Origin of the sequence: Microtetraspora sp. AC03309, assembly GCF_020826795.1 — a bacterium.
Classification (GTDB): domain Bacteria; phylum Actinomycetota; class Actinomycetes; order Streptosporangiales; family Streptosporangiaceae; genus Microtetraspora; species Microtetraspora glauca.
Genome location: NZ_JADDIL010000054.1, coordinates 33493 through 55882, shown reverse-complemented (window position 1 = coordinate 55882; position 22390 = coordinate 33493). Strand labels below are relative to the sequence as shown.

Genomic DNA, 22390 nt, shown 5'->3' with positions numbered 1-22390 from the left:
CGCCGGTCAGGCGGTGAGCCGTACCGGTCCCTCCGCGGCGGGGTCCGCCGTGCCGTTCGCGGCACCCGCCGCCGGGTCGCCGAGCAGGCCGCGGCGGCGCAGCTCGGGCAGCACGCCCTCGCCGAACCAGTACGCCTCCTCCAGGTGGGGATAGCCGGACAACACGAACTCCGAGACGCCGACCGAGGCGTACTCCTCGATCAGGTCGGCGACCTCCGCGTGGCTGCCGACCAGGGACGTTCCCGCGCCGCCGCGGACCAGGCCGACCCCCGCCCACAGGCCCGGATGGATCTCCAGATCCCGTACGGCCCCGCCCCTGAAGCCCTTGCTGAGTGCGAGCATGCGCTTCTGCCCGACGGAGTCGCTGCGCCCGAGGACGGCGCGGGCGGCCTCGATGTCCTCGGCGTCGATCTGGTCGAGCAGCCGTCCGGCCTCGGCCCAGGCCGCTGAGGAGGTGTCCCGGGTGATCACGTGCAGCCGGACGCCGAACCGCAGCGTGCGGCCCTCCTGCGCGGCCAGCGAGCGCACCCACTCCAGCTTCTCCGCGACCTGCGCGGGCGGCTCGCCCCAGGTGAGGTACACGTCCACGTGCCTGGCGGCGACCGGGCCCGCCGCGGCCGACGACCCGCCGAAGTACAGCTCGGGAAGGGGATCGGGCCGTTCGGCGACGGTCGCCTCCTCGACGTCGTAGTAGGTGCCCTGGAAGTCGAACGGCCCGTCCCAGGCGCCCCGGACGACGGAGAGGAACTCGTCGGTCCGCGCGTACCGCTCGACCTTGTCCAGGTGGTCGCCGAACCGGCGCTGCTCGGCGCCCTCGCCCCCGGTGACGATGTTGAGGAGCAGCCGTCCCCCGGAGATCCGCTGGTAGGTGGCGGCCATCTGGGCGGCCAGCGTCGGGGAGAGCACCCCGGGCCGGAACGCCACGAGGAACTTCAGCCGCGTCGTCACCTGGGTGAGCGCGGCGGTGACCAGCCAGGCGTCCTCGCACCAGGTGCCGGTCGGCGTGAGCACCGCCTCGAAGCCGAGCTGCTCGGCGGACCTGGCGATCTGGCCGAGATAGTCGATCGAGGGCGGGCGGAACGCCCCGGTCACCGGGAGGCCGTACCCGCGGCGCAGCCCGTGCCCGCCGCCGATGATCGCCCTCCCGTCACCCGAGGTGGGGAGAAACCAGTGGAATCTCATGGTTGGCCCTTTCCGACGACGTCGTTGAACCGGCTGTCGATGAAATCGGAGAACCGCACGCTGCCCGGGATCAGGCCCTCGGCGGTGAAGGCGTCGGCGATCCGCTGTTCCGAATCGGTGACGGTGTCGTCGATCGTGATCGGCGTGGTGACGGTGTTCGCGACGGCGGCCTTGGTGACCTCCACGGGCAGGCCGGTCTCCCGTGCCCACACCTCCGCCCATTCGGCCTGGTGCGCGACGGCCCACTTCCTCGCGCGGGCGAGCCGGGAGAGGTAGTCCCGGATCGCGGCCTCCCTGCCCTGGTCCCGCAGGGCGGCGGGGGCGGCGACCTGGAAGTTGAGGCCGTTGACGTAGCCGTCGCCGTCCACCAGGACCTTCGCCCCGTGTTCGAGCCGCGCCTGGGAGGTGAAGGGGTCCCAGATCGCCCAGGCGTCGACCGTGCCTGAGGCGAACGCGGCGAGCGCGTCGGCGGGCTGGAGGTACTGCGGCTGGATGTCCGTGAAGGACAGTCCCTCCTTCTTCAGTACGGCGAGCAGGTGATGGTGCGCGGAGCTGCCCTTGGCCACCGCGATCTTCTTGCCCTTGAGCTGGGCGGGCGCGGTGACGGGGGAGCCGCCGGGGATCAGGATCGCGGCCCCGGACAGGGGCTGCCGGTAGGCGGCGACCACCGTGATCCTCGACCCGGAGGCTGCGGCGAAGACCGGTGGGGTGTTGCCGACGCCTCCGATGTCGACCGCCCCGGCGTTCACCGCCTCCAGGAGCGGCGGACCTGACGTGAACTGGGCCCAGGCGACCTTGTAGGAGGTGCCGTCGAGGAGCCCGGCGGCCTTGAGCAGCGCCTCGGATCCGGCCTTCTGGTCGCCGATCCGCAATGTCACGGAGGCGCCGTCCGGCCCGGACGCTCCTGACCGGCCGGCCGCGGATCCGGACGTTGATCCGGCCGCGGCGCAGGCCGTACCGACCGAGGCGGCGAGCAGCAGCGCGGCGAGGACCCTCCCGGTCACGTCGCCGTTCCTTGGGGGGACACGCCGAGTGAGGCGAGCAGGGTCGAGTGGAGGGAGACGAGCTCGGGATCGTCGCGGTGCCGGGGCCGCCGGGCCGTGACGAGCGACTCGTGCGCGATGCGCCCTTCGTCCAGGACGAGGACGCGGTCGGCGAGCAGCAGGGCCTCGTCCACGTCGTGGGTGACCAGCAGTACCGCGGGCCGGTGGACGGACCACAGCGTGAGGACGAGGTGGTGCATGGTGATCCGGGTCAGCGCGTCCAGGGCGCTGAACGGCTCGTCGAGGAGCAGCAGCTCCGGCTCGCGTACGAGGGCGCGCGCCAGGCTGGCCCGCTGCGCCTCCCCGCCGGAGAGGGTGAGCGGCCAGGCGCCCGCCCGCGCGGTGAGGTCGACCTCCGCCAGCGCCGCGTCGGCCCGCGCCTTCGCGTCCGGCACGTGGAGGCCGAGCGTCACGTTGGCGTGCACCCGCCGCCACGGGACGAGCCGCGGCTCCTGGAACGCCACCGCGACCGATCCGGTGACGGCCACCTCGCCCGCGACCTCGTCGTCCAATCCGGCGAGTGCCCGGAGCAGGGTCGACTTGCCCGAGCCGCTGCGGCCGAGGAGTGCGATGAACTCGCCCTCGGCGATCTCCAGATCGAGCCGGTCGAGCACGGTGCGGTCGCCGAACTCCCTGGTGAGGTCGCGGACGGTGGCCACCCGGCCCGCAGGAAGGGTCACGCCGTGATGAATTCCCGTCGCCATGCCAGGGCCCTCCTTTCGATGAGTCGTACGAGTGCGTCCGTCAGCAGGCCGAGGGCGCTGTAGACGAGGAGGCCCACCACGATCACGTCGGTGCGGAGGAACTCCCTGGCGTCGTTGATCAGGTAGCCCAGGCCGGCGTTCGCGTTGACCTGCTCGGCCACGATGAGCGCGAGCCAGGCGACCCCCAGGCTCTGCCGGAGGCCGACGAGCGTCTGCGGGAGCGCTCCGGGTAGCACGATGTGCCGGATGAGCCGGGCCCGGCCGAGTCTGATCGTCCGGGCGACCTCCGCCAGCTTGCCGTCCACGCCGCGGATCCCGGAGTAGGTGTTCAGGTAGAGCGGGAACGACACGGCGAGGGCCACCAGAAGGATCTTGGGCGCCTCTCCGATGCCGAACCAGAGGATGAACAGCGGGATCAGCCCGAAGAACGGCAGCGCGCGCAGCATCTGCATGATCGGGTCGATCGCGTTCTCGCCCCCGCGGCTCAGTCCCGCGAGCAGGGCGAGGCCGACGCCCGCGACCGCTCCCACGGCGAAGCCGATCAGGACGCGCTGCAAGGAGACGGCGACGGCGGTGGGGAGCGTTCCTTGCCGGACGAGGTCGACGGCTGTCGTGGCGATCACGGACGGGGCGGCGAGCAGGCGCTCCGGGAGTAGTCCCGTGGTGCTGGCGAGCTGCCAGACGGCCACGAGGGCCAGCGGGCTGATCCAGCGCCGCCAGGCGTTGCCGGGCAGCCGCCGGGGCCGGGGACGTGGGCCGGGACGCGATGTCGTCCTGGCCGGTGTCCCCAGTTCGAGGACGGACATCGGGAAACCTCGCAGGGGCCGGTGGATCGGTCATCCCCAGGATTACCCATATTTCCTACTTGGTCAATGGGTTTTTAGGCGGTGTCGGGTTTCGCCGTAAAGTTCCGCGTGAACATCCGTCCGACCTGGCGAGGCTGCGAATGAGCGTGCTGATCGACCGGCCCAACTGGCCCGGACCCCGCGGACTCCTCTGGTCGCACCTCGTCAGCGATCATTCGTACGAGGAGCTGCACGGCTTCGCCCGCGTCCTCGGCGTGCCGCCGCGCGCCTTCGACCGCGACCACTACGACGTCCCCGAGACCGTCTACGACCAGGCCGTCCTGCTGGGCGCTGTGGCGGTGTCGAGCCGGGAGCTCGTCTTCCGCCTCAGGGCCTCCGGCCTGCGCCGGCCCAAGCGGCTTCCCCTGGCCGGACGGTCGCCGGCCGAGTGACTCAGGCTCCCTCGCCCGGCCCCCTCATGCGCGGTGGTCGGCCGAGCGGGACCGGTTCCCCGCCCCGGCGCTCCCAGGTGGCCGGTCAGGCGAGTGAGGCCAGCTCCCTGGCGATGTTCTCCCTGGCCCTGGCCTCCCAGAGCGCCCGGCCGGTGGCCGTGCCGTACAGATGGGGGTGCTCAAGGAGCTGCCGGAGCACGTGCGAGCGCCCCGCGCGGAACAGCGCGTCGGGCACGTCCCGGTACTCCTCGCGTACGGCGTTCGCGTACGCCGTGTAGCCGGGCCACGCGCCGCCCAGGACGGACAGGTCGGCGTCGCACAGAACGGCGGCGTTGGCGTCACCGGGCTCGTAGGCGTGCGCCGACGTCACCCGCACCAGCCGCGCGACCTCGCGGACGAGGTCGTCCGGCGCCCCGCAGGCGGCCAGCCGGGCCTGCGCGAGCTGGGCGCTCCGCTCCTCGTCCCATCCGGGCCGTCCGTCGTACACCGCGTCGTGGAACCAGGCGGCCAGCCGTACGGCGCCCGGGTCGTCGGCGTGCCCGGCGAGTGGCTCGACGGCGGCGAGGACGGCGTCGAGGTGCGCGGTCGTGTGGTAGCGCCGGTGCGGCTCCGCCCAGCGCGCGATCAGCTCGGCGCGCAGCGCGTCCGCGCACGGGGAGGGGGCGAGGTCCAGGGACGCCGGAGAACGGAGGGCGGGCTGCTCCATGCCCGCGACCCTATCGCCGAATCCGGGCGATCCCCCTGGGGGACGGTCGGTCATGCCACGCGGATGCCGTACGAGGCCGTCGCCGTCCCGTCGGATCGCAGGGAGCCGCCCTCAGTTCTCTCGTCGTGCGGCCGCCTCGATCAGCCGCAGGAGATCGTCCAGGTCGGCCTCGAACTCGGCGGTCAGGTCCAGGGGCAGGTCCAGCCACGGCGCGAGCCTGCTGTGCCCGGGAAGCGCGCCGTCCGGGAGTTGCCCGCGCCGGCCGCGCGGGTCCGGCGTGCCGGGGGCGAAGCGGCCCCCGGCCTCGGAGGCGGCGAACCCGATCACGAAGGTGCCGATCAGGCGCTCCAGCCGGGGCACGTCGCGATCCGGGACCCCCGCGTCGATGAGCGCGGTGTAGACGACGTCCACGGTACGCACGGCGTCCGGTGTGACGGCGGGCCGCGAGAAGAGCAGGGGCGCCGCCCAGGGGTGCTGCCGGGTCACCTCCCGGCAGGCCCGCGCGAGGGCGCCGAGCCGTTCACTCCAAGGGCGCTCCCCGGCGGCGACGGGCGGCCGGAGCGCGGCGAGCAGCCGCCCGACCATGCCGTCCAGCAGCGCGGCCTTGTCGCTGACATGCCGGTACAGCGCCATCGGCGTCACCCCGACGCGATCGGCCAGCGCCCGCATCGACACCGCGTCGAGACCGTGCTCGTCGGCGATGGCCACCGCCGCGTCCAGGATCTCTTCCCGCCTTCCACCCATAGGTATACAGTGTAGACGTATACGGTGTAGACCTTGAAGGGAGGCGGGATGCTCCTCGCGGAGGGCCTGGTGAAGCGTTACGGCCGGCGGCGCGCCCTCGACGGCTTCGATCTCGCGGTCGCGCCCGGCGAGATCGTCGGCCTGATCGGGCACAACGGCGCGGGCAAGACCACCTTCGTCGAGATCGTGAGCGGTCTCGTCCGCCCCGAGGCGGGGCGGCTGCGCGTGGGCGGGTGTGACGCGCTGCGCGCCGGTCGCGCCGTACGGCGGCTGCTCGGTGTGGCCCCGCAGGAGCTCGCCCTGTACAACCGGGTCACCGTACGGGAGAACCTGCGGTTGTTCGCCGGACTGGCCGGGCTCCGCGGGCGGCGCCGGGACGAGGAGATCGTCCGCGTCCTGGACGAGCTCCACCTGGCCGCGCTCGCGGACCGGCCCGTGGGCGTCCTGTCCGGTGGGCAGCGTCGCCGTGTCCAGGCGGCCACCGCCATGGTCGGTTCGCCCCGGCTGCTGCTCCTGGACGAGCCGACCGCCGGGGCCGACCCCGAAACCCGCTCCGCCCTGCTGGCCGCCGTCAGGGCACGGGCCGAAGCCGGGACCGCCGTCCTCTACACCACGCACTACCTGCCGGAACTCGTCGATCTCGACGCCACGGTGGCGCTCGCCCGCGCCGGGCGCGTCATCGCGCGCGGGACCCAGCAGGAGCTCACCCGTGACCTGCCCGGCGAGCTGAAGGTCGTCTTCGCGGACCGGGCCGAACCCGAACTGCGCCTGCCGACGGCCGACCCCGGCGCCGACCTCGCCGCGTTGCTCGCCTCCGGTCGCACGCCCGCCTCCGTCGACGTGCGCCGCCCCAGCCTGGACGACCTCTACCGCTCACTGGAAGCGGCGGAGACCGAGGAGGACACGAAAGCCCGTGATGTCCGCGCGTGAGTCCCTCACCCGTACGAGCGTCCTCGTGCGCCACAACCTGCTGCTGATGTTGCGCGAGCCCGGCCCGCTGCTCAGCCGGATGATCCTTCCGCTCGTCTTCCTCACCCTGCTTCGCCCCCTCTACGTGGCCGCGCAGGGCCGGGCGGTGGGCACCGAGCAGGCCGTCGTGGGCACGCTGGTCACCTTCTCGCTGCTCGCGCTCAGCATCTCCGGCGGGGCCATCCTCACCGAACGGCTCGGCCGCACCTGGGACCGGCTGCGCGCCACGTCCGTCCACCCCGCCGAGCTGCTCGCCGGCAAGGCCGTCCCCGTCTTCGCGGCCCTGCTCGCCCAGCAACTGCTCATCATCGGCTTCGGGGTGTGCGCCTTCGGCCTGAGCGTTCCACATCCGCTCCCGCTGCTCGGCGTCCTGCTGAGCTGGAGCGCCACCCTGCTCGGCCTCGGCGCGCTGGTCGGCGTACTCGTCCGCAGCATGGGCGAACTCTCGGCCGCCTACGATATCGGCGGGATGCTGCTCAGCAGCCTCGGCGGCGCGCTCGTCCCGCTCGCCGTCCTGCCGCACTGGGTCGCGGCCGCGGCCCCGATCTCCCCTGGCTACTGGGCCGTCCGCGGCCTGCGCGCCGCACTCGCGGGCGACGTCCGCACGTCCGTCGCGGCCTGCGGCACGCTGCTCGCCGTGGCTCTGGCCGGTGGCGCTCTGGCCTCGGCACGCCTGCGGGGCCGCGGCGGACGGCTGGTGGCTCTCTGACGCGAGAACGGCCGGAAACGCAGAGCAACTCATACGAATCCATCCGGTGTTTGGCGAAATCGACCACAGTCAGGCGAGGGGCGGTGGACGTAGCCTGACTGTGTGTCGCAGACGAACCAGCCGATGGACCAGCGGACGGACCGGGCACCGGCGGCGGGCGCCGATCGGATGACCGGGAGGGCGGCGGAGATCGACTCGCCCGGCAAGCTGGCCACGCTGCTGGAGGAGCACGACTACCTGGCCGACGAGGGGTTGGCGACGGCGGCGTTCCTCGCCCTGCGGATGGGGCGCCCGCTCTTCCTGGAGGGCGAGGCGGGAGTCGGCAAGACCGAGCTGGCCAAGACGCTCTCGGCGATCCTTTCCGCCCCGTTGATCAGGTTGCAGTGCTACGAGGGGCTGGACGCCGCCCAGGCGCTCTACGACTGGGACTTCGCCCGCCAGTTGCTGCACCTGAAGGCCGCCGAGGCGGCCGGGGTCACCGACGTCCGGGCGCTGGAGGGCGAGATCTACGACCGGAGGTTCCTGATCGCCCGGCCGCTGCTGCGCGCTCTGGAGACCCGGCCGTGCGTGCTGCTGGTGGACGAGATCGACCGGGCGGACGACGAGTTCGAGGCGTTCCTGCTGGAGGTCCTGTCCGACTTCACGATCTCGGTGCCCGAGCTGGGCACGATCAGGGCCGAGACGCCGCCGGTCGTGGTCGTGACCTCCAACCGCACCCGCGAGGTGCACGAGGCGCTCAAGCGGCGCTGCCTGTACCACTGGATCGAGCACCCCGGGTTCGAGCGCGAGGTGGCGATCCTGCTGCGGCGGCTGCCCGCGTGTACGGAGGAGCTCGCCGCCGAGGTGGCCGACGCGGCGGGACGCCTGCGCGGGGCCGACCTGGTCAAGCCGCCCGGTGTGGCCGAGACGCTCGACTGGACGGAGGCGCTGCTCACGCTCGGCGCCTCCCGGCTCAGCCCCGACCTGGCGGCGGTCACCCTCGGCGCGCTGCTCAAATACCGCGAGGACCAGGAGACCGTACGCCGGAACGGCCTGCTGGGCTCCGCGCTCCCGGGAAGCGCGGGCGGCGGCCGTGTCTGAACCTCCCGGCGGGCCTGATCTCCACGCCGGGCCTGATCTCCACGGCGGGACCACGGGTGACGAGCGAGACGCCTTCGTGTCGACGATGACCGGGTTCGCCCGCACACTGCGTGCGGCCGGGGTCGCGGCGGACCACCAGCGGACCCAGGGCTTCATCGCCGCGCTCCGCGAGCTGGATGTGCGCGAACGGCGTGACGTCTACTGGGCCGGGCGGCTCACGCTGTGCTCGGGTCCCGACGACCTCGACCGCTACGACCGGTGCTTCGCCGCCTACTTCGGAGGTGAGCGGCCGGGCCCCGCCCACCGCGTGCCGGCCGTGACCGTGACCCGGTTCACGCTGCGGCCGGGCGACTCCGGCGACCGGGGTGAGGGGCGCGAGGTGGACACGACGGCCGCCACGGCGAGCGAAATCGAGGTGCTGCGCCACCGGGACGTCGCCAGGATGACGGCCGCCGAGCGCGGGGAGGTGGCCCGGCTGCTCGGCATGCTCAGGAGCGCCCGCGAACAGCGCAGGTCGCGGCGCCGCGTGCCGTCCCACCGGGGGGCGATGGACGGCCGCAGGACCGTGCGCGAGGCCGTCCGCCGCGGTGGGGAGCCCGCCCGGCTGCGGTTCCGCGCCCGCAGGGAGAAGCCCAGACGGGTCGTCATGCTGGTGGATGTGAGCGGCTCGATGGCCGCCTACGCCGACACGCTGCTGCGTTTCGCGCACGCCCTCGTCCGCGCCGAACCGCGGGTCACCGAGGTGTTCAGCGTGGGCACCCGCCTCACCAGGGTGACCGCGGAGCTGCGCCACCGCGACCCCGGCGTCGCCATGGACGCCGTCTCGGCGGCGATCCCCGACTGGAGCGGCGGAACCCGGCTGGGGGAGGAGCTCAAGGAACTGCTCCGGCTGTCCGACGTACGCGGAGCGATCGTGGTGATCGCCTCCGACGGCTGGGAGCGAGGAGACGCGAGCCTGCTCGGACGGCAGATGGAGCGGTTGTCGCGGCTCGCGCACCGGGTGATCTGGGTCAACCCGCACAAGGGGGACCCGGCCTACCGGCCGCTGACCGCCGGGATGCGGGCGGCGCTGCCGTACATCACGGATTTCGTCGCCGGGCACAGCCTGGCGGCGTTCGAGGAGCTCGCGGCCCTGCTCGGCAAAGGCAACGGCAACGGCAACGGCATCCGCAACCGTAACGGCAACCGCAACGGCAAGGGCATGGGCATGGGCGGCACGGACAAGGACAAGGGCGGGTCGTGGCCCGACGGCGACGCGGGGAGGCCGGATGCGTGACGTGCTGTCCCAGATCGTGCGCTGGTGGGAGGCGGGGGAGCGGTTCGGCCTCGCCACGGTGGTCGGGACGTTCCGTAGCGCGCCACGGCCGCCCGGCGCCTCCATGGCCGTGCTCGGCGACGAGGCCACCGGCAGCGTCTCCGGCGGCTGCGTCGAGGGCGCGGTCTACGAGCTGGCCCAACAGGTCGTCGGCGACGGCACGCCCGTGCTCCAGCGTTACGGCGTCAGCGACGACGACGCGTTCTCCGTGGGGCTGACCTGCGGCGGCATCATCGACGTGTTCGTCGAACCGGTCTCGCGCGAGACCTATCCGGAGCTGGGGGAGATCGCCGCCTCCATCGAGCGCCGCGAACCGGTCGCGGTGGCGACGATCGTCTCCGGGCCGGGCCGGATCGGCGCCCGCCGCGTCGTCCGGGCGGACGGTGCCTCGGGCACGCTCGGCTCCTCCCGGCTGGACGACGCGGTGGACGACGACGCCCGCGGCATGCTCGCGCAGGGACTCACCGGGGTCCGCCGGTACGGGCCCGAGGGCGAGCGGCGGCTGGACGACCTCCAGGTCTTCGTGCAGTCGTTCGCGCCGTCCCCGCGCATGCTGGTGTTCGGGGCCATCGACTTCGCCGCGGCGGTCGCGAGGATCGGCAAGTTCCTCGGCTACCACGTGGTGGTCTGCGACGCCCGCCCGGTCTTCGCGACGGCCAGGCGCTTCCCCGAGGCCGACGAGGTCGTGGTGAAGTGGCCGCACGACTACCTGTCCACGGCCGTGGTGGACGAGCGGACCGTGATCTGCGTCCTCACCCACGACCCCAAGTTCGACGTCCCGCTGCTGGAGGTCGCGTTGCGCACTCCGGCGGCGTACGTGGGGGCCATGGGGTCGCGGCGCACCCACGAGGACCGGCTGCGCAGGCTCCGCGAGGCGGGCCTCGCGGAGGCGGAGCTGGTCCGGCTGCGCTCGCCGATCGGGCTGGACCTCGGCGCGCGTACGCCCGAGGAGACGGCGGTGTCGATCGCGGCCGAGCTGATCCAGCTCCGGTGGGGCGGTTCGGGCCGTGCGCTCACCGAGACCACGGGCCGCATCCACGGCGACGGCGAGGCACATGGGCACGGCTGACCGGGGCACCGTCGCGGGCCTCCTGCTGGCGGCGGGGTCGGGGCGCAGGATGGGCGCGCCCAAGGCTCTGGTCGAGTTCGAGGGCGAGCGGCTCGCCGACCGGGGCGTGCGGCTGCTCGCGGACGGTGGTTGCGACCCCGTCCTGATCGTGGTCGGGGCCGTCGCGGTCCAGGTGGCGGGCGCGGTGGCCGTGCCCAACCCGGACTGGGCCACCGGCATGGGCTCGTCGCTGCGCGCGGGCCTCGACGCGCTTCCCGGCTCGGCCCGCGCGGTGGTGATCGCCCTCGTGGACCAGCCGCTGGTCCGCCCGGAGGCCGTGCGCCGGCTGATCGAGGCGTTCCGCGCGGGCGCCACCGTCGCCGTGGCGGCGTACGGCGGCGCGCCGCGCAACCCCGTGCTCATCGCGCGCGAGCACTTCGCCGAGGTGTCCGCGCTCGCGGAGGGAGACGTGGGGGCCCGCCCCTTCCTGCGCGCGCGTGCCGAGCTGGTCACCCGCGTGCCCTGCGACGACGTGGGGGATCCGGCCGACCTCGACACCCCCGAGGACCTGCGCGCGATGGAAGGCCGCTGACTCCCGCGAATCACCCGATCGCCCGAGGCGGCGGCGTCTTCCGGTTCCGCGGTTCCCGCGATCCGGGGGCGACACCTTGCCGTGCCCGGCGGAGTGGTCCGCGTTCCCCGCCTGCCGTGACCGAGGTTGGCCGCCGGGCGCGCGAATCGTTAGCCTTGGCCCGAGGAAACGGAACATCATTCGGTTTCGGTGCTGCGCGCGGAAGGACGTACGGGATGCGGATCGGAATGGCCCTCAACTACGCCGGGGGTTTCAAGGAGACCGTCGCCGAGCTGGCCGACTACGAGAAGGCCGGGCTGGACGTCGTCTTCGTCGCCGAGGCGTACAGCTTCGACGCGGTCAGCCAGATGGGCTACATCGCCGCGAGGACCGAGCGGCTCCAGATCGCCTCGGGCATCCTGCCGATCTACTCCCGCACCCCGGCGCTCCTCGCGATGACGGCCGCCGGGATGGACTACGTCTCCGACGGCCGCTTCACGCTCGGCCTCGGCGCCTCCGGTCCCCAGGTCATCGAGGGCTTCCATGGGGTGCCGTACACCGCGCCGCTCGGCCGTACCCGCGAGGTCATCGAGATCTGCCGCAAGGTCTGGCGGCGGGAGCGGCTGCAGTACGCCGGGAAGCACTACACGCTGCCGCTGGAGGGCGGCACCGGCCTCGGCAAGCCGCTCAAGCTGATCAACCACCCCGTGCGGGAGCGCATCCCGATCGTGCTCGCCGCCATCGGGCCCAAGAACGTCGAGCTGGCCGCAGAGCTGGCCGAGGGCTGGGAGCCGATCTTCTTCGTCCCGGAGAAGGCGGCCGACGTGTGGGGTGCGTCCCTGGCCGCGGGCCGGGCGCGGCGCGACCCGTCGCTCGGCGAGCTCGACGTCATCGCCCAGGCGTTCCTCGCGATCGGCGACGACGTGGAGGGCATCCGCGAGCTGGGCCGCCCGATGGCCGCCCTCTACATCGGCGGCATGGGGGCCAAGGGCAAGAACTTCTACAACGACCTGGCCCGCCGCTACGGCTACGAGAAGGAGGCCGAGCAGATCCAGGAGCTCTACCTCCAGGGCAAGAAGGACGAGGCCGCCGCCCTGGTCCCGGCCGAGCTGCTGGAGCGGATGTCCCTGATCGGCTCCGAGGGCCACGTGCGCGAGCGGGTGGCGGCGATGCGGGAGGCCGGGGTGACCACCATCAACGTCGCGCCGATCGCGGGCACCCACGCGGAACGTCTCGCCCTGATCGAGAAGATCAGGGACATCGCGGCGTAACGGCCCGACCGGCGGCGTCACCCGTGCCGTACCTGACCTTGGTGGTGATGGACCAGGTCGTCGCGGCGCCGGCCCGGAGGCCGGCGGTCCCGGCTCAGGGGCGCAGGCAGGCGGAGAAGACGGTGGTGAGCCTGGCCTCCACGGCCGCCTGGTCGGCGTCGCGGAGCGGCTCCGGGCCGAGCAGGCGGCGCAGTGAGCTGACGCCGAGGATGAACGTCACCGCGAGCGCGGCCCGCTCCCTCGGGCGCGGGCCGGTCAGCCGCTCGGCGATCGCGCCGATCATGGCGTCCTCGACCCGCGCCCGGAGCACCGCTCTGATCTCCGGGCTGTTCCCCGCGCGGTCGATCGTGCGGGTGAGCTGCTCGACCGTCCCGGTGCTCAGCCGCGCCGCCATCCGAGCCGCCAGCCGGGCGGGCAGTCCCTCGGGGTCACCCTCTATGACGGCCTCAAGCGTCGAGCCCGTCGCGACCACCTGGGCGAACAGGCCCGCCTTGGTGCCGAAGTAGCGATTGATCAGGGACACGTTGGCGTCGGCCGCGGCGGCGATCATCCGCATCGTGACCTGCTCGTAGCCGTGTTCGGCGAACAGCTCCCTGCCCGCCTCCAGGATCCGCCGGCTGGTCGCGGCACGATCTCTCGCCATGAGGGGCCACCTTAACGGGTTTGACATGTAAACAAGCGTCTACTAATCCTTAGAAGAACTAACTAAGGCGGGGGATCCGTGACTGACGTGGCGAATCGGGCGGGAACCCGCCGGACGTATACACATCGAGAGGTCATGGAGATCCTCTCCGGGCTGCTGCTCGCGCTCCTGACCTCGATGATCTCGACGTCCGTCGTCGGCACCGCGCTCCCCACGATCGTCGGCGAGCTCGGCGGGCAGGACCAGCTCTCCTGGGTCGCCAGCGCCACGCTGCTCACGATGACGGTCTCCACCCCGCTGTGGGGCAAGCTCTCCGACATCTTCGGGCGAAAGCTGATGTTCCAGACGGCCCTGGCGCTGTTCGTGGCCGCCTCGGTGGTCGCCGGCCTGTCGCAGAACATGGGCATGCTGATCGCGGCGAGAGCCGCGCAGGGCCTGGGCGCGGGCGGGCTCTCCGCGCTCACCCAGGTGATCCTCGGCGACGTGGTCGAGCCCAGGGAACGGGGACGCTACTCCGGTTACGTCGGCGCGGTGTTCGGCGTCTCCACCGTCGCCGGGCCGCTGCTCGGCGGCTTCATCGTGGACGCGTCCTGGCTCGGCTGGCGGTGGTGCTTCTACGTCTGCATCCCGCTCGCCGTCATCGCGTTCGCCGTCATCCAGAAGGTCCTCCGCCTCGATCACGAGCACCGCGACGCCCGCATCGACTGGTGGGGGGCCTTCACCATCACCGGGGCGGCCACCTCGTTCATGCTCGTGCTCTCCCTCGGCGGGCACGAGTTCGACTGGAACTCCCCCTGGACGTACGGCCTGTGCGCGCTCGGCGTGGTCATGATCCTGCTCGCGGTGGTCGCGGAGCGCCGGGCCGCTAGTCCGATCCTCCCGCCCCGGCTGTTCGGGAACCGGACCTTCGTGCTGGCGAGCCTGGCCTCCCTCCTCGTCGGCATCGCCATGTTCGGCGCGATGATCTACCTGCCGCAGTACCTCCAGATCGTCAAGGGCATGAGCCCGACGGACTCCGGGCTGATGACGCTGCCCATGGTGGTGAGCCTGTTCCTCGGTTCCATCGTCTCCGGCCGGATCGTCACCAGGACCGGCCGGTGGAAGCTCTTTCCCGTGGCCGGCATGGTGCTGGTCGCGGTCGGCCTCGGCCTGCTCTCGCGGCTGCACGTGGACTCCGGCTATCTCGTGATCGGCCTGGACATCGCGGTCTTCGGCGTCGGCCTCGGCCTGACCATGCAGATGCTCATCCTCGCGGCGCAGAACGCCGCGGAACCGCGCGACATGGCCTCCACGACCTCCGGCGTCTCGTTCTTCCGCAGCCTCGGAGGCGCGGTGGGCGTGGCCGCCTACGGCGCGATCCTCACCAACAAGGTCAAGAGCGAGATGACGTCCCTGATGACGGCCGCGCACATCAGGCCGTCCGGCTCCGGGGCCACGCTCAGCCTCGGCACCCCCGAGGCGATCGGGAAGCTCCCTGACCCCATCCGCGTGATCGTGCTCGAGGCGTTCGCCCGGGGCATGCAGATGGTCTTCCTCGTCGGGGTGCCCGCCGCGCTCCTCGGGGTCGTCGCGGTGCTGTTCTTGCGCGAGGTGCCGCTGCGGTCGTCGCGCGGGGCCCAGGCCCGGCGGCCCGCCCACGCCGAGAACTCCTGAGCCCGCGGCCGGTCACGGGGTCGGAAACCGCCCGGCGGGCGCGTAGAGTCCGATCCGTCGGATCGGAGGAGTTCCATGCCATTCGTCTCACGCCGCGCCAGGGTCGCCGCGGCACTGCCCCAGCACGACGTGACCGCGCTGCTCGTCACGCGACCGGTCAACGTGCGCTATCTCACCGGCCTGTCCAGCTCCAACGCGGCGGTCCTCGTCACCGCCGACGGGGAGGCCGTGCTCGCCACGGACTCCCGCTACATCGAGACCGCCAGGCGCGAGTGCGCGGACGCCGGGCCGATCGAGGCCCGCGACGTCACGGGCGCGCTGGCCGGGCGTTCGGGGCGGGTGGCGATCGAGGCCCACGACATGTCCGTGGCCGAGTACCACCGGCTCCTCGGCGACCACCCGGGCCTCACCCCCGTCAGCGGCCTCGTCGAGGAGGTCAGGACCGTGAAGGACGAGGGTGAGATCGAGGTGCTCCGCCGCGCCTGCGCGATCACCGACGACGCGTTCTCCCAGGTGGTCGAGCGGATCATCCCCGGCGTCACCGAGCGTGAGGTCGCCCGCTGGCTGGAGTCCGCCATGACGGAGCTCGGCGCCGAGAAGCCCGCCTTCGACTCGATCGTGGCGAGCGGCCCGAACGGGGCGATCCCGCACCACTCGCCGTCCGGCCGCGCGATCGAGCCCGGCGACCTGGTGACCATGGACTTCGGCGCCCGCGTCGACGGCTACCACGCCGACATGACCCGGACCGTGGCCGTCGGCCGGCCCGCCGACTGGCTGCGCGACCTCTACGAGCTCGTACGGCAGGCGCAGCGCGCGGGCCGCCGTGCCGTACGGACGGGGGCGACGGCGCATGACCTGGACGCGGCCGCGCGCGGTGTGATCGAGGAGGCCGGGCACGCCGAGCACTTCGGCCACGGCCTGGGACACGGGGTCGGCCTGGAGATCCACGAGCTGCCGTTCCTCGGCCCCGGCAAGACCGGTAGAATAGACGATCGGGTTCCGCTCACCGTTGAGCCGGGGGTCTACCTGCCCGGCAGGGGCGGGGTGCGCATCGAGGACACGCTGGTGACTCGTGCCGACGGGCCGGAGCTCCTCACACTGACGACCAAGGAGCTGCTCGTCCTCTAGGGCAGCCGCACTCAGGAGAACCACGTGGCGACGACGAACGACCTGAAGAACGGACTGGTGCTCAAGCTCGACGGCGGTGAACTCTGGACCGTCGTGGAGTTCCAGCACGTCAAGCCCGGCAAGGGCGGCGCGTTCGTCCGCACCAAGCTGAAGAACATCATGTCCGGCAAGGTCGTGGACAAGACCTTCAACGCGGGCGTCAAGGTCGAGGTGGCCAACGTCGACAAGCGCGAGATGCAGTACTCGTACCTCGACGGCGACGACTACGTCTTCATGGACACCGAGACCTACGACATGCTGAACGTCTCGCGTGCGGCCGTGGGCGACGCCGCCAACTACCTGCTGGAGAACATGCTGGCCACGGTCGCGATCAACGAGGGCAACGTGCTCTACGTCGACCTGCCGGCGGCCGTCGAGCTGACCATCGCCGAGACCGAGCCCGGCCTCCAGGGCGACCGCTCCACCGGCGGCACCAAGCCCGCCAAGCTGGAGACCGGCGCCGAGATCAAGGTCCCGCTCTTCATCACGACCGGCGAGAAGGTCAAGGTCGACACCCGCAGCGGCGAATACCTCGGTCGGGCCTGACGTGTCGGCTCGCGGCAAAGCCCGCCGGCGCGCGCTCGACATCCTCTTCGAGGCGGAGGCGCGCGACGAGAGCCCGCTGAACGTCCTGGCCGAGCGTGTCGAGCGCGCGGAGCCGCCCGTCAACGAGTACACGTCCACCCTCGTCGAAGGTGTGGCGAGGCATCTGACCCGCATCGACGAGCTCCTCGCGACGTACGCCGAGGGCTGGACGCTGGAGCGCATGCCCGCCGTCGACCGCAACATCCTGCGCGGCGGCACCTACGAGATGCTCTGGTCGGCCGAGGTCCCCGAGGGCGTCGTCATCAGCGAGTGGGTCCATCTCGCCGCGGAGCTGTCCACGGACGAGTCGCCGCATTTCGTCAACGGCCTCCTCGCTCGCTTCAAGCAGCTCAAGCCGTCGCTTTCGCTCTGACCGCCCGCGTGCGGTCTCCGCTTCCGGGCCGTTCCCGGCAGTCCGGCCGCACCGCCCGGGGGTGCCCGGCAGTGCCGTTAGGCTGGCGGGAGCCGTACGAGGGAGGGGCGAAAGTGCGTGACGCCACGCGGCAGACCGTCGTCTGGGAGGCGCTGCGCGCGGTCCTGGCGGACCGGATGGCCGCCACGGGACGCGGGTCGCTGGACATCGTGGACGCGGGGGGTGGCACGGGCGGGTTCGCGGTGCCACTGGCCCGGCTCGGGCACGCCGTGACCGTGGTCGATCCGACACCGGACTCGCTGGCCGCACTGGAGCGCCGGGCCGCTGAGACGGGCGTGAGCGTCAAGGGCCTGCAGGGGGACACCGGAGACCTCGGCGACCTCCTGGAGCCCGACAGCGTCGATCTGGTGCTCTGTCACAGCGTCCTGGAGTACGTCGAGGACCCCGCCGCCGCCCTCACCGCCGCGGCGGGCATCCTGCGCCGGGGCGGCGTGGTCAGTGTGCTGGCCGCCAACCCGGTCGCCACGGCCATCCACCGCGCCCTGTCCGGGAACTTCGGCGAGGCGCGCCAGGTGCTCGCCGACTCGGCCGGGCGCTGGGGCGACCGCGACCCGACGCCCCGCAGGTTCACCAGGGAGGCCGTGACGGGCCTCCTGGCCAAGGCGGGGTTCACCGTCGGCGAGGTGCACGGCGTCCGGGTCTTCGCCGACCTGGTGCCCAGCAGGCTCGCCGAAGGCGATCCCGCTGCGCTCATCGAGCTGGAGCAGGTGGCCGCGGCCCATCCCGTGCTACGCGACATCGCCACGCAGGTGCACGTCATCGCCTATCGATAGAACGGATGTTCGGATAGGATCGCGAACGTGTCCCGGAAGCAGATGCTCCCCCAAGGCGGCGGCGGGCTGGCCGACGACAGCGGCTGTCCGATCCTGCACGTGGACATGGACGCGTTCTTCGCCAGCGTCGAGCTCCTCGACCGGCCCGAGCTGCGCGGCCTGCCGGTCATCGTCGGCGCCGCCGGGGCCCGCGGGGTGGTGCTCAGCGCCACCTACGAGGCCAGGCGGTTCGGGGTGCACTCGGCGATGCCGATGACGCGGGCCATGCGGCTCTGCCCCCGGGCGACGATCATCCCGCCCAGCCACGGGAAGTACGCCGAGGTCTCCAGGGGCGTCATGGAGATCTTCCGGTCGATCACCCCCGAGGTGGAGCCGATCGCCTCGGACGAGGCGTTCCTCGACGTCGGCGGAGCCCGGCGCCGGCTCGGCCGCCCCGCGGCCATCGCCGCGATGATCCGCGAGCAGGTCGCCGAGAGATACGGCATCACCTGCTCGGTCGGCGTCGCGAGCACCAAGTTCGTGGCCAAGCTCGCCTCCCGCCAGTGCAAGCCCGACGGGCTGTTGGTCATCGCGGCCGACGGCGTGGTGGACTTCCTCCACCCGCTGCCCGTCGCCGCGCTGTGGGGCGTTGGAGAGCGCACGGAGCAGGCCCTGGTCCGGCTCGGCATCCGGACCGTGGGCGACCTCGCCCAGGTGCCCGTCTCCACCCTCCAGCGCGAGTTCGGCGCCGCGGGCGCCCACCTGGCCGCGCTCGCCTGGGGTCGGGACGAGCGCCCGGTCGTGCCGCACACCCCCGACAAGAGCATCGGCAACGAGGAGACGTTCCCCTTCGACGTCGACGACCCCGAGGCGATCAAGCGCGAGCTGCTGCGGCTGTCCGAGCGGGTCGCCGCCCGGCTCAGGGCGAGCGGTCACGTCGGCCGGACGGTCAGCGTCAAGCTCCGCCGTTCCGACTTCACCACGATCACCAGGTCGCGCACACTGCGAGAGGCGACCGACGTCGCCAAGGAGATATTCACCACATCATGCGAGCTCTTCGAGGCCGCCGGGCTGGATCGGGTCCGGCTCAGGCTGGTCGGAGTGCGGGTGGAGAACCTCCGCCCGGCCGGTACGGCCACCCGTCAACTCAGCCTCGGCGAGCGGGAGACGGGCTGGCGGGAGGCGGAACAGGCGATGGACAAGGCCATCCGGCGCTTCGGTCCCGATGCGGTCCGCCTGGCCTCTCTCGTTCAGCGTCCGTTTGGTCCAATGGATCTATGACGTCACCTCCGGTTTGGACCACGTTGGACGTTTTCTTTCGTCTACGTCTACAGCCTCGTATTCTGGGGATAACCGACCGCGAGGTCCGGACACCCCGTGTCGTCCGTTGCCGTCTTCCCCGAAATGGGGCCGTCCTTGGGAGGCGCCGTGCCGCTGTCTGAGCACGAGCAGCGCTTGCTCGACCAGATCGAGCAGGCCCTCTATGCCGAGGACCCGAAGTGGGCCAACGCCGTTCGGATCAGTGATCCACGCAGCCACTACAAGCGCCGCCTGGTGAAGGCCTCCATTGGCTTCGCACTCGGTGTCGTCCTGCTGATGGTCGGCGTCATCGCGAATCCGATCATCGGCGTCGCCGGGTTCGTGGTCATGCTGGCGACCTGCCTGTGGGGCCTGTCCAGCTGGAAGCGCATGAACGGCTTCGGCGGCGAGAGCCCGCCCGCCCAGGCGCGGGGCAGGCGCCAGCAGCGGAGGGGGTTCATGGACCGCATGGAGGAGCGCTGGCGCCGCCGCACCGACGAGCGGTGAGCACACCCTCGACAGCGGTCGGCCCGGAGCCCGCCGAGGCGGCTCACCCGGAGTGAGCCGCCCCTGATCCCGGGGCGCGGTGCCCGACGGCTTCCCTTACCGCATGGCCTACCGCGTGCCTACTGTGTGCCTACTGTGTGCCTACTGTGTGCCCTACCGCAGCGCGTGCCCTACCGCGTGCCGGCCCCGCTCCGTGACAACGGCCAGAGCCGGACGCCCTCCAGCCGGTCGAAGACGTCCAGAACCCCCGTGCCGGCCGCCCGCAACCGCAGCAGGGTCGATCTGGGAGCGAGCACCGCCCCGACCCGCCTCTTCCTCGACATCGTGGCCGTCAGCGCCCGCCGCACCCGCCGAAGCTCGTCGGTCCCTGGCCCGGTGGCCGGCAGCGACGGAGCGTAACGCATCCGCTCCTCCGCCGTCGCGATGCTCGTGACCGCGGCCCCCGTCTCCGCGTCGAACTCGTACATCTCGGCCAGCCTCCTGGCGAGCGCGCGCGGGCTCTCGCTCGGCTCCCGCGCCATGCCGAGATCGGTGAGCGTGTCGCACAGCTCGGCCCAGGCCGCCCTGATCGCGGTCGACGCCCCGGCCGTCGCGGCCGAGTGCTCTCCCCGGGGCGCCGTGGGCACCGGTCCCGCCGCGCCGCGCCGGATCAGCGTCCGCCTCCGGCGGCGTACCAGCGACCGCGCCACCGCCGGCACGAGCGCCAGCAGCAGGACCGCCGCCATTCCCATCCCGACCTTGGCGGACACCGGCAGACCGGGGTCCACGGTGACGGGGAGGGCGCCGAGATCGCGGTCGAAGTCCCGGGGGTTGCGGCGGACCGGGGCGCCGCCGCCGGTGGTGTCGTCGTCCTCCGACGACGGGCCCGTGGACGGATCCGCCGACGGCGTGGCCTCGGGCGCGAGCGGCAGCGAGTAGTCGGGCACACGGGCCGTGCCCTGACCCGCGCCGCCGGCCGGCGTCGGCTCGAAGCGCAGCCAGCCCGCGCCCTCGAAGTACAGCTCCGGCCAGGCGTGCGCGTCATGCGTGCGCACCGACCAGGAGTCACCGACCTTCGTGCCGCCCGTGTAGCCGATTGACACCCGGGCGGGGATGCCGATCATCCGGGCCATCACGGCCATCGCGCTGGCGAACTGCTCGCAGTAGCCCGCACGGCCGGAGAGGATGAACCGCGACAGCGCGTCGCCGCCCGACCCCTTGGTCCGCAGGCTGTAGGTGAATCCGCCGCTCTTGGTGAACCACTCCTGCAGCAGGACCGCCTTCTCGTACTGCGTGCCGCCCTCGGAGGTCACCCGCTCCGCCATGGCCTTGATCTTGGGATCCAGCTGCTCCGGAAGCGCCACGAAGCGGGCGTCGGGCGGCTGCGTCCCCATCACCTCCAGCTGGGCGTGCGTCGGCTTCGGCTCGGTCACCACCACCCGGTAGTCCAGCCCCGCGGCCTCGTCCTTGGTGGAGAACACCATCCGGGACGCCTGGTCGGCACGCCAGTCGCCATCGGCGTCGACCTGGATCGCCGGATAGGGCAGGGGAAGGAACAGCAGCGAGTCGATGTCGTCGCTCACGCTGATCCGGCTCTCCACCCGGTTCGTCGCCACACCGGGCCCCAGGCCGGGCGGCGGGGGAAGCGGCCCCTCGGACACCCGGTCCTCCGGACGCCCGCGCAGCGGGCTCACCGTCCACTTCAGTCCGTCGAAGACGTCGAGCGAATAGATCCGCAGGTAGCGCGGCTGATCGTCGGCGCTGGTGTACGTCAGCACCGTCGCGTTCTCCTGCTGGGCCAGCTGGCCGCTGAGCTTGGCGATGGCGTCGGGGATGCCAATGCTGCTGCCGCCACGCCCCGAGCCGTTGCCCACGCCGAAGCCGAACAGCGGGTCCGGGCTCAGCGCGGGGATCAGGGCGGGCACGACGATCGCGAGAGTGATCGCGGTCGCGCCGATCCGCTTGCCCGACAGAGCCAGCCGGCCGGAGTCCGCCTTGTCCGCCCCAGCCGTCCGCGACCGCCGCACCAGGACCGCCCGGCCCCAGTGGCTGAGCCGCTCGCGGCTGTCCGCCACCAGCAGCCCGACATAACCGATCGCGGCGATCACGAACGCGGGCCAGGCGACGGGCTCGGTCAGCACGGCCGCGGGGACCGTGAACAGGCCCAGCAACGGCAGCCCCGCCAGCGCCGCGCGGCGCAGCCGTACCGCGAACAGGTCGACGAGGACGGCGATCAGGCCGATCCCGCTCGCCGTCAGCAGGGTGATGCCGGGTTCGGTGGGCACAGGCGCGGCGAACCGCTGGATGTCGGCGAACCCCTCGGCGAACAGCTCGCCCAGCCGGAGCACCGACGCCTTGGTCGGGACCACCCAGGCCCACGTCTCCTGCTTGGCGAACGTGGCCGACAGGTACACCCCCACCAGGAGCAGGAGCACGGGCGGCACCGCCCACCTCGGTACGGCGAACCGCGACGCCAGAGTCGCCGCGGTCGTCGTCACCAGGAGCGTGCCCACACCGGCCCAGAACCAGGCGCCGCCGTCGAACAGCGAATAGAGCGTCAGGGCGACCGAGCCGGTGGCCAGCCCCGCCGCGATCGGCAGCCTCATCGCCCGCTCACCGTTCCTCGCTCGCCGCGCGGGCCGCTCGTTCCTCGCGATCCACTTCGCTCCCTGCGTCGGGTTCGCTCCGTTTCATCGGTCGCTCACCGCTCCTCGCTCGCTTCGCGGGCCGCTCGTTCCTCGCGATCCACTTCGCTCCCTGCGTCGGGTTCGCTCCGTTTCATCGGTCGCTCAC

General features: G+C 72.4%; 23 protein-coding genes. 15 read left to right on the top strand and 8 right to left on the bottom strand.

Annotated features, from left to right (window positions below; translation table 11 throughout):
• Positions 1 to 6 precede the first annotated feature (6 nt).
• The 4 genes from IMZ11_RS27975 to IMZ11_RS27960 are packed head-to-tail and all read right to left on the bottom strand — an operon-like array spanning position 7 to position 3735.
• Positions 7 to 1182: an LLM class flavin-dependent oxidoreductase gene (locus tag IMZ11_RS27975; RefSeq protein ID WP_228645388.1), complete on the bottom strand. Its 1176-nt coding sequence runs from the start codon at positions 1180 to 1182 to the stop codon at positions 7 to 9.
• Positions 1179 to 2186: an ABC transporter substrate-binding protein gene (locus tag IMZ11_RS27970; RefSeq protein ID WP_228645387.1), complete on the bottom strand. Its 1008-nt coding sequence runs from the start codon at positions 2184 to 2186 to the stop codon at positions 1179 to 1181. Before IMZ11_RS27970 ends, IMZ11_RS27975 begins: the two co-directional genes overlap by 4 nt.
• Positions 2183 to 2929, bottom strand: a complete 747-nt coding sequence (locus IMZ11_RS27965; RefSeq protein WP_228645386.1) for an ABC transporter ATP-binding protein — start codon at positions 2927 to 2929, stop codon at positions 2183 to 2185. Before IMZ11_RS27965 ends, IMZ11_RS27970 begins: the two co-directional genes overlap by 4 nt.
• A complete protein-coding gene (locus tag IMZ11_RS27960) occupies positions 2902 to 3735 on the bottom strand; it encodes an ABC transporter permease (protein WP_228645385.1) in 834 nt (277 codons plus the stop codon). Before IMZ11_RS27960 ends, IMZ11_RS27965 begins: the two co-directional genes overlap by 28 nt.
• A 140-nt stretch (positions 3736 to 3875) precedes the next feature.
• Between IMZ11_RS27960 and IMZ11_RS27955 the strand changes: the two genes are divergently transcribed.
• Positions 3876 to 4166 (top strand): DUF4031 domain-containing protein, encoded by a 291-nt coding sequence (locus IMZ11_RS27955; protein ID WP_228645384.1) that lies wholly within the window; start codon positions 3876 to 3878, stop codon positions 4164 to 4166.
• Positions 4167 to 4251: 85 nt separating this feature from the next.
• Here IMZ11_RS27955 and IMZ11_RS27950 read toward each other — a convergent pair whose 3' ends face one another.
• Positions 4252 to 4872, bottom strand: a complete 621-nt coding sequence (locus IMZ11_RS27950) for a metal-dependent phosphohydrolase (protein WP_228645383.1) — start codon at positions 4870 to 4872, stop codon at positions 4252 to 4254.
• Between the two features lie 111 nt (positions 4873 to 4983).
• Positions 4984 to 5616, bottom strand: coding sequence for a TetR/AcrR family transcriptional regulator (locus IMZ11_RS27945; protein WP_228645382.1), 633 nt, complete (start codon positions 5614 to 5616; stop codon positions 4984 to 4986).
• A gap of 48 nt (positions 5617 to 5664) precedes the next feature.
• On the opposite strand from IMZ11_RS27945, the gene IMZ11_RS27940 reads away from it, so the two are divergent.
• The 7 genes from IMZ11_RS27940 to IMZ11_RS27910 all read left to right on the top strand — a co-directional run bounded on the left by IMZ11_RS27940 (position 5665) and on the right by IMZ11_RS27910 (position 12579).
• Positions 5665 to 6546 (top strand): ABC transporter ATP-binding protein, encoded by an 882-nt coding sequence (locus IMZ11_RS27940; RefSeq protein ID WP_228645381.1) that lies wholly within the window; start codon positions 5665 to 5667, stop codon positions 6544 to 6546.
• The gene (locus IMZ11_RS27935) at positions 6533 to 7294 is read left to right on the top strand and encodes an ABC transporter permease (RefSeq protein WP_228645402.1); all 762 of its coding nucleotides are present in this window, start codon (positions 6533 to 6535) and stop codon (positions 7292 to 7294) included. The genes IMZ11_RS27940 and IMZ11_RS27935 overlap by 14 nt, the downstream gene beginning before the upstream one ends.
• A gap of 168 nt (positions 7295 to 7462) precedes the next feature.
• Positions 7463 to 8374 (top strand): MoxR family ATPase, encoded by a 912-nt coding sequence (locus IMZ11_RS27930; RefSeq protein WP_228645401.1) that lies wholly within the window; start codon positions 7463 to 7465, stop codon positions 8372 to 8374.
• A complete protein-coding gene (locus IMZ11_RS27925) occupies positions 8367 to 9650 on the top strand; it encodes a VWA domain-containing protein (protein ID WP_228645380.1) in 1284 nt (427 codons plus the stop codon). Before IMZ11_RS27930 ends, IMZ11_RS27925 begins: the two co-directional genes overlap by 8 nt.
• Positions 9643 to 10758 carry an XdhC/CoxI family protein gene (locus IMZ11_RS27920; protein ID WP_228645379.1) on the top strand — a complete coding sequence of 372 codons (1116 nt, stop codon included), beginning with the start codon at positions 9643 to 9645 and terminating at the stop codon, positions 10756 to 10758. The genes IMZ11_RS27925 and IMZ11_RS27920 overlap by 8 nt, the downstream gene beginning before the upstream one ends.
• Complete coding sequence (locus IMZ11_RS27915; protein ID WP_228645378.1) at positions 10745 to 11329, top strand: NTP transferase domain-containing protein; 585 nt, start codon at positions 10745 to 10747, stop codon at positions 11327 to 11329. Before IMZ11_RS27920 ends, IMZ11_RS27915 begins: the two co-directional genes overlap by 14 nt.
• Positions 11330 to 11544: 215 nt before the next feature.
• Entirely contained in the window at positions 11545 to 12579 is a 1035-nt protein-coding gene (locus IMZ11_RS27910; RefSeq protein ID WP_061256744.1) for an LLM class F420-dependent oxidoreductase, read from the top strand.
• A gap of 94 nt (positions 12580 to 12673) precedes the next feature.
• On the opposite strand, the gene IMZ11_RS27905 is transcribed toward IMZ11_RS27910, so the two are convergent.
• Positions 12674 to 13222 (bottom strand): TetR/AcrR family transcriptional regulator, encoded by a 549-nt coding sequence (locus IMZ11_RS27905; RefSeq protein ID WP_228645377.1) that lies wholly within the window; start codon positions 13220 to 13222, stop codon positions 12674 to 12676.
• Positions 13223 to 13300: 78 nt separating this feature from the next.
• Here IMZ11_RS27905 and IMZ11_RS27900 point away from each other — a divergent pair, with 78 nt between their 5' ends.
• The 7 genes from IMZ11_RS27900 (at position 13301) to IMZ11_RS27870 (ending at position 19618) form a co-directional block, all read left to right on the top strand.
• Positions 13301 to 14875, top strand: a complete 1575-nt coding sequence (locus tag IMZ11_RS27900) for an MDR family MFS transporter (RefSeq protein ID WP_228645376.1) — start codon at positions 13301 to 13303, stop codon at positions 14873 to 14875.
• A 75-nt stretch (positions 14876 to 14950) separates the two neighbouring features.
• Positions 14951 to 16003: a Xaa-Pro peptidase family protein gene (locus IMZ11_RS27895; protein ID WP_228645375.1), complete on the top strand. Its 1053-nt coding sequence runs from the start codon at positions 14951 to 14953 to the stop codon at positions 16001 to 16003.
• Positions 16004 to 16027: 24 nt separating this feature from the next.
• Positions 16028 to 16588, top strand: coding sequence for an elongation factor P (gene efp, locus IMZ11_RS27890; protein ID WP_061256752.1), 561 nt, complete (start codon positions 16028 to 16030; stop codon positions 16586 to 16588).
• A 1-nt stretch (position 16589) separates the two neighbouring features.
• Positions 16590 to 17000, top strand: a complete 411-nt coding sequence (gene nusB / locus IMZ11_RS27885; RefSeq protein WP_061256754.1) for a transcription antitermination factor NusB — start codon at positions 16590 to 16592, stop codon at positions 16998 to 17000.
• 113 nt (positions 17001 to 17113) lie between these two features.
• Complete coding sequence (locus IMZ11_RS27880) at positions 17114 to 17833, top strand: methyltransferase domain-containing protein (protein WP_374462854.1); 720 nt, start codon at positions 17114 to 17116, stop codon at positions 17831 to 17833.
• Positions 17834 to 17875: 42 nt separating this feature from the next.
• The gene (locus IMZ11_RS27875; RefSeq protein WP_228645399.1) at positions 17876 to 19093 is read left to right on the top strand and encodes a DNA polymerase IV; all 1218 of its coding nucleotides are present in this window, start codon (positions 17876 to 17878) and stop codon (positions 19091 to 19093) included.
• 147 nt (positions 19094 to 19240) lie between these two features.
• A complete protein-coding gene (locus IMZ11_RS27870) occupies positions 19241 to 19618 on the top strand; it encodes a DUF3040 domain-containing protein (RefSeq protein ID WP_061256760.1) in 378 nt (125 codons plus the stop codon).
• Between the two features lie 170 nt (positions 19619 to 19788).
• On the opposite strand, the gene IMZ11_RS27865 is transcribed toward IMZ11_RS27870, so the two are convergent.
• The gene (locus tag IMZ11_RS27865) at positions 19789 to 22203 is read right to left on the bottom strand and encodes a DUF3488 and transglutaminase-like domain-containing protein (RefSeq protein ID WP_228645374.1); all 2415 of its coding nucleotides are present in this window, start codon (positions 22201 to 22203) and stop codon (positions 19789 to 19791) included.
• Positions 22204 to 22390: the final 187 nt, after the last annotated feature.